The 13,476-nt window shown below is 65.1% G+C and carries 11 protein-coding genes; 8 read left to right on the top strand and 3 right to left on the bottom strand.

The window, feature by feature from the left end:
• The first annotated feature begins 88 nt into the window (after positions 1-88).
• Positions 89-1,711 carry an ABC transporter substrate-binding protein gene (locus tag I6F37_RS24675; RefSeq protein WP_225152973.1) on the top strand — a complete coding sequence of 541 codons (1,623 nt, stop codon included), beginning with the start codon at positions 89-91 and terminating at the stop codon, positions 1,709-1,711.
• On the opposite strand, the gene I6F37_RS24670 is transcribed toward I6F37_RS24675, so the two are convergent.
• Entirely contained in the window at positions 1,708-3,051 is a 1,344-nt protein-coding gene (locus tag I6F37_RS24670) for a glycoside hydrolase family 3 N-terminal domain-containing protein (RefSeq protein ID WP_225152971.1), read from the bottom strand. The genes I6F37_RS24675 and I6F37_RS24670 overlap by 4 nt on opposite strands.
• A 188-nt stretch (positions 3,052-3,239) precedes the next feature.
• On the opposite strand from I6F37_RS24670, the gene I6F37_RS24665 reads away from it, so the two are divergent.
• Genes I6F37_RS24665 through I6F37_RS24655 form a run of 3 tightly spaced genes read left to right on the top strand, consistent with a single transcriptional unit; the run spans position 3,240 to position 7,049 of the window.
• Positions 3,240-4,742, top strand: a complete 1,503-nt coding sequence (locus I6F37_RS24665) for a DUF4173 domain-containing protein (protein WP_225152969.1) — start codon at positions 3,240-3,242, stop codon at positions 4,740-4,742.
• Between the two features lie 19 nt (positions 4,743-4,761).
• Complete coding sequence (locus I6F37_RS24660; protein WP_225152967.1) at positions 4,762-5,466, top strand: response regulator transcription factor; 705 nt, start codon at positions 4,762-4,764, stop codon at positions 5,464-5,466.
• The gene (locus I6F37_RS24655; protein WP_225152965.1) at positions 5,463-7,049 is read left to right on the top strand and encodes an ATP-binding protein; all 1,587 of its coding nucleotides are present in this window, start codon (positions 5,463-5,465) and stop codon (positions 7,047-7,049) included. The genes I6F37_RS24660 and I6F37_RS24655 overlap by 4 nt, the downstream gene beginning before the upstream one ends.
• Here I6F37_RS24655 and I6F37_RS24650 read toward each other — a convergent pair.
• Positions 7,046-7,186, bottom strand: coding sequence for a hypothetical protein (locus I6F37_RS24650; RefSeq protein WP_167361649.1), 141 nt, complete (start codon positions 7,184-7,186; stop codon positions 7,046-7,048). The genes I6F37_RS24655 and I6F37_RS24650 overlap by 4 nt on opposite strands.
• Before the next feature lie 94 nt (positions 7,187-7,280).
• Between I6F37_RS24650 and I6F37_RS24645 the strand changes: the two genes are divergently transcribed.
• The 3 genes from I6F37_RS24645 to I6F37_RS24635 all read left to right on the top strand — a co-directional run bounded on the left by I6F37_RS24645 (position 7,281) and on the right by I6F37_RS24635 (position 10,353).
• A complete protein-coding gene (locus tag I6F37_RS24645; protein ID WP_225152963.1) occupies positions 7,281-8,009 on the top strand; it encodes an alpha-ketoglutarate-dependent dioxygenase AlkB in 729 nt (242 codons plus the stop codon).
• A 54-nt stretch (positions 8,010-8,063) separates the two neighbouring features.
• Complete coding sequence (locus tag I6F37_RS24640) at positions 8,064-8,993, top strand: alpha/beta hydrolase (protein ID WP_225152961.1); 930 nt, start codon at positions 8,064-8,066, stop codon at positions 8,991-8,993.
• Positions 8,994-9,126: 133 nt separating this feature from the next.
• Positions 9,127-10,353, top strand: coding sequence for an ABC transporter substrate-binding protein (locus I6F37_RS24635; RefSeq protein ID WP_225152959.1), 1,227 nt, complete (start codon positions 9,127-9,129; stop codon positions 10,351-10,353).
• A gap of 201 nt (positions 10,354-10,554) precedes the next feature.
• Here the strand turns inward: I6F37_RS24635 and I6F37_RS24630 are convergent, their stop codons facing one another.
• Positions 10,555-12,117, bottom strand: a complete 1,563-nt coding sequence (locus tag I6F37_RS24630; protein WP_035997835.1) for an adenylate/guanylate cyclase domain-containing protein — start codon at positions 12,115-12,117, stop codon at positions 10,555-10,557.
• A gap of 189 nt (positions 12,118-12,306) precedes the next feature.
• On the opposite strand from I6F37_RS24630, the gene I6F37_RS24625 reads away from it, so the two are divergent.
• Positions 12,307-13,398 carry an enolase C-terminal domain-like protein gene (locus I6F37_RS24625; protein ID WP_036021436.1) on the top strand — a complete coding sequence of 364 codons (1,092 nt, stop codon included), beginning with the start codon at positions 12,307-12,309 and terminating at the stop codon, positions 13,396-13,398.
• The last annotated feature ends 78 nt before the right edge of the window (positions 13,399-13,476 follow it).

The following is a 13,476-nucleotide window of genomic DNA, read 5'->3' as shown; positions in this document are numbered from 1 at the left end:
TCGCCTTGTCGCGGGGCGGCTTGGGGCTTCCTGGCTCTGGCATACAGCTTGCCTCTCGATGCCGGACAATTCCGGACAGGAGGCACCCTTGAGCGTTTCACCCCTCGATTTGAACCGCCGCAGCGTCATGCTCGGCGGCCTCGGTGTCGCCGGTACGGCAGCCTTTGCGCCGCGTCTTGCCTGGGCGCAGGGACGCAGCGAGACGTTGCTGGTGGTGCAGGAGCTGGGGCCGAATTCGCTGGACATGCAGGGCGTCGGCTCCAACCAGACCGTGAACGGCCTGTCCTGGAACTGTTACGACCGCCTGCTCACCTACCCCTCCAAGACACTGCCGGACGGCACGTTGTCGTATGACCGCGAGAAGCTCGCGCCCGAGCTCGCCGAGAGCTGGGAGGTCGCCGCCGACGGCATGTCCTGCACCTTCAAGCTTCGCAAGGATGCAAGATTCCACGACGGCACGCCTGTGACCGCCAAGGACGTCAAATGGTCGTTTGACCGCGCCGTGAAGGTCGGCGGGTTTCCGACCTTCCAGATGTCGGCGGGATCGCTGGAAAAGCCGGAGCAGTTCGTGGTGGTCGACGACCACACTTTCCGTATCGACTATGTCCGCAAAGACAAGATGCTGCTGTTCAACGTGGCCGTCGTCGTGCCTTTCATCATCAATTCCGAGCTCGCCAGGAAGAACGCGACGCCGGAAGATCCGTGGGCGCTGGCCTGGCTTAGGAACAACGAGGCCGGCGGCGGCGCCTACAAGATCGAGAGCTGGAAGCCGGGCAGCGAGACCGTGCTGACGCGCTTCGACGACTGGAAGAGCGGGCCGCTGCCGAAGGTCAAGCGCGTGATTGCCCGCGACGTTCCCTCCGCCGGCACGCGGCGTGCCATGCTGGAGCGGGGCGATGCGGATATTTCCAGCGGCTTTGCCCCGCGCGATTTCGAGCAGATCATCAAGGAGGGCAAGGTCAAGGTCTCGGGCGTGCCGATCCCGAACGCGCTGTGGTACGTCGCGCTGAACACCGCCAAGCCGCCGTTCGACAATGTCAAGCTGCGCCAGGCCATCGCCTGGGCCATGCCGTACGAGCAGATTCAGACCAGCGCCTTCTTCGGCCGCGCCGTTCCCATGTATGGCGGCACCGCCGAAGTCTCAAAGCCGGTGTGGCCGCAACCGTTTCCTTACGTCACCGATCTCGACAAGGCCAAGGCTCTGCTGAAGGAAGCGGGTTTCGAATCCGGCCTGGAGACGATGCTGTCGCTGGACGCCGGCACCGCCACCGTCGGCGAGCCGACCGCGATCCTGATCCAGGAGAATCTCGCCAAGATCGGCATCAAGGCGGCAATCGAAAAGATTCCCGGCGCGAACTGGCGCACGACGCTGAACAAGAAGGAGCTGCCGCTCGCGCTCAACCGCTTCAGCGGCTGGCTCGATTATCCCGAATATTACTTCTACTGGAATTTCCACGGCAACAACTCGATCTTCAACATCTCCTCATACAAGAACAAGGAGATGGACGCCCTGATCGACAAGGCGCGCTTCACCACCGATGCCGCCGAATACGACAGGACGGTGAAGGATTTCATCGCGCTCTGTATGCGCGACGTCCCCGTGGTTCCGCTCAACCAGCCGATCCACGACGTTGCCATGCAAAAGGGCATCTCCGGCTACGAATTCTGGTTTCACCGTGAACCGGACTACCGCCAGTTCGCGAAGGGCTAGTTCTGCCGGGCGACGCTGATGGCGCGTGAGGCAGCTCGTGCCTGCATGGTCGAAAAGCCGCGCTCCAGGCGCGCGGTGCTCGCATGCAGCATCGCCGCGTCGAGCCTGCCCCGTCGCGATCCTTCCAGGGCGCAGGCAAAGACACGGTAGAACTGCGCTCCGTCATAGGCGACCAGCAGCAGATCGACGCCGGCATTGATCGCCTCGACCACGGCCTTGCAGACGTCGTTCTGGTAGATCGCGCCCATGATGAGATCGTCGGTCATCACCACGCCCTGGTAACCCCACGTCCCACGAATGATCCCATCGACGACGCGCTTCGAATGCGAGGCGGCGCGATCGGGATCGACGGCTGTGAGCGTGACGTGGCCGACCATGAGGGCGCTGCGCGAATGCGACAGCACCTCGCGGAACGGGAGCCAGTCGGTTGCCTCCAGCTCCTTCACCGGCGTGTCGAGATTGGCGCTGAAGTGATGCGTGTCGGCGCGCACGCGGCCAATGCCGGGAAAATGCTTGAGCGTGGCGCCGACGCCCGTCTCTTCCAGCCCGCGCACATAGGCGCTCGCGATGGTGCTGACGACGGCGGGATCGCTCGCAATCGCGCGCTGGCCGATCAGCGTGTGGAAATCGAGACGGTTGCGCCGCGCCGGCGGCTTGAGGTCGAGCACCGGCGCGAGATTGAGGTTGACGCCGACTTCGGCGAGCTCGCGGCCGTGAATGCGGCCGAACTCCTCGGCCTTGGCCTGCTGCTCATCGGAAGCCAGTCCCGTGAGCGTCGCCAGCGCCGGCACTTTCGTCAGCGGCGGCGCAAGATGCCCGACGATGCCGCCCTCCTGATCGGCGGCGACGATCAGCGGCGGCAGGCCGGCTGCGCGCCTGAGATCCTGCAGCGCCGCGATCTCGGCCCGCAGCGTCTCGATGGCACGGCCGCGGATGTTGTGCCGGGTGACATAGACGCCGCCGATCAGGCCCTGCTTGGCAAGACGTGCAACCTCGGGAAAGGAGGAATAGCCGACCATGAAGTGCGGCCCGAGCTGCCGCGCCTCGGCGGCGCCGGCGCCGAGAACGTCATGCTTGCGCAGCTCGAACTTCAGATGCGCGGCGGACATCAAGACAGGCGGCACGCACCAGAGCACGACGAGCGCCTTGCCGGCGAAGGTGCGCCAGTGACCTCCGCGCAGCAGAAGAGCGACGATTGCGATGCTTGCGACGACAAGGGAGATGTTTCCGGCGCCACGCAGCACGAGCAGATAGGGATCGTTCTTGTTCGCGGCGACAAATGCAGCGAGCGGCGCGGCGAGCCAGAGCAGGGCGAGACCGATGCGGTTGAGCAATTGCATGATGCACCAGGTGCGATGGGCGATGAATGTTTCGCACCTAACAAGGCGAATCGCGCTGCGCGAGAGGCAAAAGCGCGCCTGCACGAAAACTGCAAGAAACTCCTGAAGCCGTGCAGACGATGATCCCGCCGTCTGCACAAGTGCCGTTCAGAATTCGTGATGCCACCATTCACGGAGACTTTCTGGACATGACGAGCCTGGCTTCGACGACGGATATCCAACCGATCAGGCCTTCTGCACTGTCGGCCAAGCTTGCAATGGCGCTGCTGCTGGCCGGGCTCGCCGACTGGCTGTTCTACGGTCAGCGGATCGGGCTGTCGCTGACGCTGTTTGCGATCGCGACCGCCTGCGTGTCGGTGCTGTTCAATCACGCGGCCGTGGACTGGCGGCGCGCGGCGATCAGCGGCGCGATCCTCGTGCTCGGCCTTGTGCCGGCCATGGAAGAGCTCAACACGCTATCGTTCCTGATCCTCGTCGCGTCGCTGACGATTGCGCTGTTGCTTGCAACCAATCCCGATACGACCGGGCTCACCGACCGCGCCCGCGCGCTGTGCAATTTCCTCCTGCTCGGTCCCTTCAGGTTCTTCCTCGATGCGCCCCAAGCCTTCAACATGTCGGCCTTCACCCGCGGCATCGCGCTCTGGCTGATGCCCGCGGCGCTCAGCACCGTCTTCATCGCATTGTTCGCCGCCGCCAATCCGGTGATCGAGCAATGGGTGTCCCTGCTCAATCCCAAGGTCATCTTCAACCATGTCAATATGTGGCGCGTCCTGTTCTGGACCTTGATGCTGGCTCTGGTTTGGCCGTTCATCCATGTGCGCTGGCGGCGCAGGGCGGTCGTCGCCGCCGCCGTGGCCGAGGGCCCCGTGCCACCGCCGCTGCCGCCCATGGTCTCGGCGGAATTTCTCGGCCCCTCCACCATCCTGCGCTCGCTGATCCTGTTCAACCTGCTGTTCGCGGCGCAGTCCATTCTCGACGGCATCTATCTCTGGGGTCACGTGGCGCTGCCCGACAACATGACTTATGCGACCTACTCCCATCGCGGCGCCTATCCGCTGATCGCGACGGCCCTCCTCGCCGCTGCCTTCGTGCTGGTGGCGATGCGTCCGGGCGGGCCGGCCGAGAAATCGAAGGTGATCCGGCCGCTGGTCTATCTCTGGGTCGGACAGAACGTGCTGCTGGTCGTCTCCTCCATCCGCCGGCTCGATCTCTATGTCGACATCTACATGCTGACCTATTGGCGGATTGCAGCGTTCGTCTGGATGGGACTGGTAGCGCTCGGCCTGATCCTGATCGTCGCGCGCATCGTGCTCGACAGGTCCAATCAATGGCTGATCGGCGCCAATCTCGCCGCATTGGCGATCGTGCTCTATGGCTGCTCGCTCGTGAACTTCGACGCCTTCATCGCCGACTACAATGTCGTCCACAGCCGGGAAGTTTCGGGAAAAGGCGTGCAGATCGACATCGACTATCTCCTGACGCTCGGGCCGCAGGCGGTGCCAGCCATCGACAAGGCGATCGCGCTACGGCCCGCCGTCAAAGAGGGCTGCCTTGTGTCACGCCGCGACCGCCTTGTAGAACAGCAGCGTCAGGACCTGGCCTGGCGAAGCTGGGGCTTTCGCAACTGGCGACTCCAGCGCAGGCTGGACGCCGAGGCGAAAGCTCAGGCCGGCAGCCAGCCGGCGAGTTGACGAGGACACGGAGAGTTTCTTGGCGCATCGCATTCTCATCGTCGACGACGAAGGCCACATCCGCGAGGTCATCCGCGTCGCCCTGAAGAAGGCCGGCATGGACGTGGTCGAGGCCCGCGACGGCAAGGAGGCGCTTCTCCGCTTTGCCGCCGACAGGCCCGATCTCATCGTGCTGGACATCGGCATGCCCGAGTTCGACGGCCTCGACGTCTGCCGCGAGATTCGCAAAGGCTCCGACGTGCCGATCCTGTTCCTGTCGGCGCGCGACGAGGAGATCGACCGTATCCTGGGCCTCGAGATCGGCGGCGACGACTACGTCACGAAGCCGTTCAGCCCGCGCGAGCTGGTGGCGCGGGTCAATGTCATCCTGCGCCGCCTCAGCCCGCGCAACGGCGAGGCCAAGGCCGGGCCCACCGCGCTGACGCAAGGCGGGCTGCTGATCGATCCCGAACAGCATGTCGCGTCCTTTGCCGGCACGCCGCTGAAGCTGACCGCGATCGAGTTCGGCATCCTGCGCGCATTCCTGACCCGGCCGACGTCGGTATTCAACCGCGAGCAGCTGATGCGGGCCGCCTACCAGCTCAACATCCAGGTTTCCGACCGCACCATCGACAGCCATATCCGCAACATCCGCGCCAAGCTGGCGGCGCTTTCCTGCGACAACGTGATCGAGACCATCCACGGCGTCGGCTTCAAGCTCGGCCGCTGCGAGAAAGAGGCATGAGCGCCGCGCCCGACAAATGGCGGCCGTCGCTCACCCTCGTGATCTTCACGGTGCTGGCGACGGTCGGCATATTGCCACTGGTCGGCCTATTCTTCTTCCGTCTCTACGACAACCAGCTGATCCGCCAGACCCAGGCCGAGCTGATCGCACAGAGCCGCGTGCTGGCGACGATCTATGCGCAGCAGGTGACGGCCCGGCTCGACAGCGGCCTCGTGCTCGGCGCCGAGGTGCCGCCGGGCGTGCTGCCCGATCCCGGTGACCAGGTCACGCCGATCCGCCCCGCGCTCGACCTCACCGCGAACGATCTCCTGCGGCGGCGACCCGACGCGTTGCCCGCGCCGCAAGCACCGCAGCCAGCCTATGTCGAGATCGGCGCCAGGCTGACGCCGATCATCCGCGAGACCCAGAAGGTGACGCTGGCCGGCTTTCGCATCCTCGATCCGCAAGGCGTCGTGATTGCCGGGCGGCAGGAGGTCGGGCAGTCGCTCGCCCATATCGAGGAAGTCGCGGACGCCCTGCACGGGCAATACCGCGCGACTTTACGCAACCGCGTGCCGGACAAGCCGCCGCCGCCGATCTATTCCTTCAGCCGCGGCCTCGGCGTGCACGTGTTCTCGGCGATGCCCGTCATCGTCAACAACCGCGTTGCCGGGGTGATCTACACGACGCGGACGCCGAGCAACATTTTCGACCATCTCTATCAGGAGCGCGCCAAATTCGTGCTGGCCGGCCTTGCCGTCATCCTTGGCACCATCGCGATCGGCCTCGTGTTCTCACGCACCATCACCCTGCCGATGCGCGAGCTGATCGACCGCGCCGCCCGAATCGGCCGCGGCGACCGCGAGGCGTTCCAGCCGCTGAAGCATTACGGCACGCGCGAGTTCGCCCAGCTCTCGCACAGCTTTCTCGGCATGGCCGAGCAGCTGGCGCGGCGCTCCGACTATATCGCGACCTTTTCGGCCCATCTCACCCACGAGCTGAAATCGCCGCTGACCTCGATCAAGGGCGCAGCCGAGCTGTTGCAGGATTCGGTGCAAGGCAAGGCCGAGGGCCTGACGCCGGCCGAGCAGAACACCTTCATCGCCAACATCCTGTCGGATACCCAGCGGCTGGAGGCGATGGCGCAGCGGCTGCGGGAGCTCGCCCGCGCCGAGAGCCTGCCGCAGAACGAGCGCACCGAGCTGGCACCCGTGATCGCCGATCTCAGAAGCCGGTTTCCGGCAAGCGCGATCGAGGCCAGCGGCAGCCTCGACCGGGCGATCGGAATGTCCTCGGAGAAGGCGCTGATCGTGCTGTCGCACATCGCCGACAATGCGGTGCGGCACAAGGCCGGCACGATCAGGCTGGAGGCGGTCGACGCACGGACGACCGTGCTTGTGACGGTCAGCAATGACGGCGAGCCGATCTCGGCGCCGAACCGCGACAGGATCTTCGATGCGTTCTTCACCACCCGCCGCGACCAGGGCGGCACCGGGATGGGGCTGGCGATCGCGCGCGCGGTGATGGCGAGCCATGGCGGCTCGATCAGGCTTAAGCCGACCGACGAGGGCGCAGCCTTCGAGCTCCAGTTTCCGGTTGCCTAGATCGCAAAGACCCAGACGGCGACGATGGTGCCGATGGTGGCGAGACCGGCGATAGTCCAGCCGGCGGCGTATTCCAACTCAGGATGACCGGTCGCCCGCATGATCTCAACCGGATCGGCGGTATGCTTCTCTGCCATGACAGCCTCGCACGTTTCTTCCCGCGTCATAGATAAGTCGCATCAGACGCCAACAGGTTCCATCACGGAAATGCGAGGCATGACGCAGCTAAGTTTGTTCGCCGACCCGCAGGAAGGCCCGACCGGCCTTCACTACACGGACGATTTTATCGATCATGCCGCCGAGCAGGATCTGATCGGCCGCATCGCAGCATTGCCGCTCCAGCGCTTTCAGTTCGGCGCGTTCGAGGGCAACCGCCGGGTGGCGTCGTTCGGCTATCGCTACGACTACACGCTGCAGCGTCTCGCCGAGGCCGATCCGATCCCGGACTGGGTGCGGCCGGTCGCGCGCCAGGTCGAGGCCTGGGCCGGGCTGCCGGAGGCCGGCGTCCGGCAGGTACTGTGCACCGAATACGAGGTCGGCGTCGGCATCGGCTGGCATCGCGACAAGCCGCATTTCGACAAGGTGCTCGGCCTGTCGCTGGGCTCGCCGTGCGCTTTCCGTTTCCGCCGCCGGAACGGCGCCAAGTGGGAGCGCCATACGCTCACCGCCCTGCCGCGCTCGCTCTACATGATGGACGGCGAGGCCCGGTCGCAGTGGGAGCACAGCATCCCCCCGGTCGCGGCGCGGCGCTATTCCATCACCTTCCGGACGATGAGCGGGCCTGACGGACCAGGCCAAAACAAAAGGTGCGAAAACAACCCCATGCACAGTAGAAAGCCGTTTCAGGCGCGAGCCTCGGCGGCGCTGGACAACGGCCTGACGGATCGGGATAAACGGCGGCTGCGCATCCAAGGTGCCGCGAATTCGCCTCAAGGCCGGCTGACTAATGAGATGAATTGAAAAGACGGGCCAGATCAGCGAGCCGATATGGAGCCCCGCAAGGCCGCCACATCCATGAAGAATTATCTGACATTTTTCCTGTTTCTGACCATGACCGCGGCCTCCGCGCACGGACCCGTGCCGGGGCGGCTCCCGTCGCCCTCCGATCTCGTGCAGGCGGGCCTCACCGATTCCGACACCACCGCAGGCGGCACCGCACGGCTATGCGAGCAGGTCACCTTCTCGCGCGGCCTGCGCTATGGCGAGAGCGAAGCCAATGTGCTCGATGTCGCGACCAGCGCAACCAAGGCCGATACGCCGCGGCCGGTGCTGCTGTTCGTGACGGGAGATACCTTCACCGGCGACCGCGGAGCGCCGGAGCTGTCGCGCCAGATGCAGGACCAGGCCATGTGCTTTGCCGCGCGCAACGGCATGATCGGGGTCCGCGTCGATTATCGCCTGGCGCCCGCGGCGACCTGGCCGGCCGGCGCGACCGATGTGGCCGCGGCGCTGTCCTGGGTTCATGGCAATATCGACCTCTTCAACGGCGATGCCCGCGAGATCGTCGCGGTCGGCTACGGCGCCGGCGCCTTCCACGTCGCGACCATGCTGGCGCATCCCGAGCTGCAGACCGCCGGCGCCGACGTCGCGGGCGTGGTGCTGGTGTCCGGGATCTACCGCGTCGGCAAGGACGCGAGCGACAGCGAGAAGGCCTATCTCGGCGGTGACGCCACCCAGTACGACAAGCGCTCGGTATTCCCCGGCATCCTCAATGTCGACGTGCCGATCGTGCTGGCCTGGGCCGCGGATGATTCCGCCGGCCTCGTGGCGCAAGGCGAGACGCTGAAGAAGACGCTGTGCGGCGCCGGCCATTGCCCGCGCAGCACGCTGCTGCGCAGCCGCGACGGCATCGCGAACGCCTTCGGCCTCGATGGTTCCGGCGACAGCCTCGCGGAGCCGACGCTGCTGCTGGTGCGTCAGCTGGAAGCGCGAGGGTTGCCGTAACGCGTTGCGGCAGCACGCCTGCCGCTTTCATCGAAGCGCGACAGCCACACGATTGCCAAACGCTTGACCTAGATCAAGCGGCCTTGGTGGGGATTGAGCCGACCTCGTTGGGGCCAACCACAAGGCATCGAACATGCGCGTCATCGGCAGGATGCTGTTCGTTTCCGTGATTGCCATCGCATCGCTGGGCGCGATGTCGCTGCAGCAGCACGCGGATCAACCCGCAAGCGATGAGGAAATCCGCATCGGCAATGTCATGCCGTATTCGGGGCCGCTCTCGGAATTCGGCGCGATCGGCCAGGCGGAAGCGGCCTATTTCGACATGGTCAACGCGCGCGGCGGCATCAATGGCCGCAAGATCCGCTTCATCACCCGCGACGACAATTCCGATCCGGCGACCGCGCTCGAGCTGACGCGCAAGCTGGTCGAGAAGGACGGCGTGCACCTGATGTTCGGCTCGTTCGGCACGCCCGGCAATCTCGCCACGCGCTGGTACCTGAACGAGAAGAAGATCCCGCAACTGTTCGTCGCCTCCGGCGACGAAGAGCTGAGCCAGCCGAGCGCGTATCCCTGGACCATGGGCTGGCAGCCGTCGTTCCGGTCGGAGGGGCGCATCTATGCCAACTACATCCAGGCCTCTTACCCGAGGAAGAAGATCGTCGTGCTCTGGCAGAACGACCAGTTCGGGCGCATGCTCTACAAGGGTATCCAGGAAGGCCTCGGCGATCTCAATCGTCACGTCCTGGTCGACATCGCCTTCGACCTTGCCGACGAGCATCTCGACGGGCACGTCTCGATCCTCAAGCGCGCCGGCGCCGACATCTTCGTCTTCCTCGGCGTGCCCTCGACCGCATCCAAGGTGATCAAGCTGGCAGCGTCCCTGAATTGGCGTCCCGTCTTCATCGTCAACGATGCCTCCGCCTCGATCGCCAACGCGATGGCGCCCGCGGGGCTGGAAAACTCTGCCGGCGTGATTTCGGCGGCCTTTTTGAAGGATCCGAGCGATCCCGCCTGGAAGGACGATCCCGGCATGAAGGACTGGTTCGCCTTCATGGACAAATACCATCGGGTCGAAAGTACCAACAACAGTGCGGCCGTCTATGGCTACGCCGCGGCCGAGGCGCTGACGCAGGTGCTGAAGCAATGCGGCGACGATTTTTCACGCGACAACATCATGCGCCAGGCGGCCTCGCTCAGGGACTATCAGCCTTCGGTCGCATTGCCCAACATCAGGATGAACACCTCGCCCAACCGCTACCTGCCGATCAGGCAGATGCGGCTGGTGCAGTTCGACGGGCGGTCGTGGCAGCCGTTTGGGGATGTGATCGAGACGGCGTTCACGGAAGGGGCGGCAAGGTGAGGTCACTTTCCCTCCCCTGGAGGGGTCCGGGACGAGCGTAGCTCGCCCGTAGGTCGCTACGCATGTAGCGAAGCGGAATGCGTAGCGGGGTGGGGTGACGGTCTCTCCACATCCGACACCGCCCGAGGGGAGAGATCACCCCACCCCGCTCGCGCTACGCGCGATCGACCCTCCCCTTCCAGGGAGGGTAAGAAGCTCCCCTCACGCCGGCTTGAGCGAGGCCAGCGCGTTCTCCAGCAGCGAGCGCACGCGTGCGGCGTCGCCTGATTTCACCACGGCGGGATCGAGATAGAGCTCGAGGCCCGGCGCGCGTTCGGTGATGATGCCGCTGTTCTCCGCAGCTTTGTCGCTCAGTGCATCCACCGAATAGGGGATCACCTCGCGGCTGATGCCCTTCATCGTGATCGCCGGCAGCGCATGCGCGCGGACGATGTCGCTGACGAGGGCGAAGGTCTCGTAGCTCAAGACGATGCCGCCGGGCTCAGCGATCGATTGCAGGCGCGCGGCGAGGTTCGCCTCCGCACCGATGATGGTGTAGTCCATACGGTCGGCGCTCCCGAAATTGCCGACATTGCAATAGCCCGAGTTGATGCCCATGCGCGAGCGGAACGGCTGCTCGATGCCGGACGCCCGCCATTTCGCATTGAGCTCGGCAAGGCGCTGCTGCATGCGCCAGGCCATCTGCAGACAGGCCTGTGCATCGGCGCGATCGCCCTTGGTCTCGGGGTCGCCGAAGAAGATCAGCATGGCATCGCCAATGAACTTGTCGATGGTGCCGCCATATTCGTGGGCGATCGCCGACATTTCCGTGAAATATTCGTTGAGGAGCTGGGTCAGCTGCTCCGGCTGCAGCCGCTCGGCGGTGGCGGTGAAGTTCTGGATGTCGGAGAAGAAGATGGTGAGCTTCTTGCGCTCGGTATGGATGGTGACGTCCTTCTGGCCCGAGAAGATGCTCTTGTAGACCTGCGGAGGGATGTAGCGCGAGATCTTCATCGACAGCGAGGCCAGGAAGTCGTTGGCGGATTCGAGCTCCTTGTTCATGTTCTTGATGCGGCGCGCCTGACGTCGCTGCAATGACAGGAACGCCAGTCCGCTCCCGGCGGCGATCACGAAATAGGCCAGCAGGAACTTGAACGAGAAAATGTTGGCGGCGATCGGCTGGGCGATGATCACCTCCTGGATGCCGCGGACGTCGCCGACCTTCCAGTCCTTCTTCGGGCTTTCGGGGTGGCTGTTGTGGCAGCTGACGCAAGCCGGCCCCATCGTGACGGGCGCAACCAGGCGGACCTTGTCGTTGAACAGCGAGGTTTCGGTCTCCACGATCTTCTGCTCGGGATCCCGGCGCAGCGCATCGAGCGCGTCCTTCTCGAACTTGTCGAGCTGGTGCGGAGCGCGGTTCTGGAACGGGAAGTCCGAGACGAAGCGATAGGTGATGTTCTCCTGCTGGGCGCCGATCACCCGGCCGAGCTCCAGCGACAGCGTCGCGGGGATCGGGATCGCGCCGGGCACCGATTCGTAATTGTGCACGACCTTGGTGCTGCCGTTGGGGTTGGCGAGCACGCGCCCGACCACGTTGGAGGCGTAGTAGCTGCGCACGCTCGTGATCACCGAGTTGAGATCGATCGCCTGCCGGCGCAGCGCCGTCTTGCTGAGCTCGGTCAGGTCCAGCCACACCGCGACCGGCAGGGCGAGCAGGAGGAAGACGATCACGGCGCCGGTGAGAATGCCACTCTTGCGCTGTTGTTCGGAGATCTCTTGTTTCACCCTGTGGCTCCGTTCTGTGCGATTTTGTCGCAAATCCTTCCGGAATCCGAGACAATGCATGCGGCGGCACAGAGCCAAGAATTGCCGGCCGGCGCAACCCCATATGGTGGTCGCAGCAAGCGCCTTTTCGTTTGATCACGGATGCTTAAGATCGGCGCCGACCTGCATCCGCTCCGCCGGGAGAGAGCCATGACCGAGACCGTCCGCATCAAGCGCTTCCAGGCACGTCCCGTGATCGTGCCGATGAACCTGCCGCTCCAGACCGCGACCGGGGCGGTCGCCAAGGCACCGCTGGTGCTGATCGACTGCGAGACCGACCACGGCGCGGTGGGTCATTCCTATCTGTTCTCGCTCACGCCCTCGGCCTTGAAGCCGCTGGCGGCGATGGTCACGGAAATGTCGGACCTCGTCGCCGGCGACGAGCTGCTGCCGTTCGAGATCGAGCGCAAGCTGAGCCAGCGCTTCACGCTGCTGGGCCTCGCCGGCCTGCAGCGGCTGGCGCAATCCGGCATCGACATGGCGGCATGGGACGCGCTGGCGCGCTCGCGCGGCCTGCCGCTCGCCCGCCTGCTCGGCGGCACGCCGAAGCCAGTGCGCGCCTACAACTCGAAGGGGCTCGGCATCATGCCGGCAGGCGCCGCGGTGGAGGAAGCCCACAAGCTGCTGGCCGAGGGGTTTCACGCCGCAAAGATCCGCGTCGGCCGACGCGATGCGCGGGAGGATCTCGCCGTCGTGCGCGCGGTGCGCAAGGCCGTCGGCGACGAGGTCACGCTGATGTGCGACTACAACCAGGCGCTGACGGTCACCGAAGCGATCCGCCGCGGTGAGATGCTCGACGACGAGGGCCTCAGCTGGATCGAGGAGCCGATCCGCCACGACGATCATGCCGGTTGCGCCCGCATTGCCGACGCGCTGCAGACGCCGGTCCAGATCGGCGAGAATTTTGACAGCGCGTTTTCCATGCAAGCCGCGCTCTCGGCAGAGGCCTGCGACTACGTGATGCCTGATGTCCAGCGCATTGGCGGCGTCACCGGCTGGCTCCGCGCCGCTTCGCTTGCCCATGCTGCCGGCATCGAGATGTCGTCGCACCTGTTCTCTGAAGTCAGCGCGCATCTGCTCTGCGTGACGCCGACCGCGCATTGGCTGGAATATGTCGACTGGGCCGACGCGGTGCTGGCAACGCGGCTGCAGATCAAGGACGGCTTTGCGCTGCCGAGCGAGGAGCCGGGCAACGGGATCGCGTGGGACGAAGCGGCGGTGAAGAAGTATCTGGTGGAGTGACGGGTCTCTCATCTCGCCATCGCAAGCACACGATCTCGTCCCTCGTTGCGAAAGCATGCGACACGGATTAACGATCCG

The organism is Bradyrhizobium sp. NBAIM08, from assembly GCF_020193935.1.
Classification (GTDB): domain Bacteria; phylum Pseudomonadota; class Alphaproteobacteria; order Rhizobiales; family Xanthobacteraceae; genus Bradyrhizobium; species Bradyrhizobium yuanmingense.
The sequence above is the reverse complement of the archived record's forward strand: the minus strand, read 5'-3'. Positions and strand labels throughout refer to the sequence as shown.

Bases quoted from the DNA above. Each gene is read 5' to 3' on its own strand.
- I6F37_RS24670 (WP_225152971.1), bottom strand. From the start codon at position 3,051: ATGCAATTGCTCAACCGCATCGGTCTCGCCCTGCTCTGGCTCGCCGCG.
- I6F37_RS24665 (WP_225152969.1), top strand. From the start codon at position 3,240: ATGACGAGCCTGGCTTCGACGACGGATATCCAACCGATCAGGCCTTCT.
- I6F37_RS24655 (WP_225152965.1), top strand. From the start codon at position 5,463: ATGAGCGCCGCGCCCGACAAATGGCGGCCGTCGCTCACCCTCGTGATC.
- I6F37_RS24650 (WP_167361649.1), bottom strand. From the start codon at position 7,186: ATGGCAGAGAAGCATACCGCCGATCCGGTTGAGATCATGCGGGCGACC.
- I6F37_RS24640 (WP_225152961.1), top strand. From the start codon at position 8,064: ATGAAGAATTATCTGACATTTTTCCTGTTTCTGACCATGACCGCGGCC.
- I6F37_RS24635 (WP_225152959.1), top strand. From the start codon at position 9,127: ATGCGCGTCATCGGCAGGATGCTGTTCGTTTCCGTGATTGCCATCGCA.
- I6F37_RS24625 (WP_036021436.1), top strand. From the start codon at position 12,307: ATGACCGAGACCGTCCGCATCAAGCGCTTCCAGGCACGTCCCGTGATC.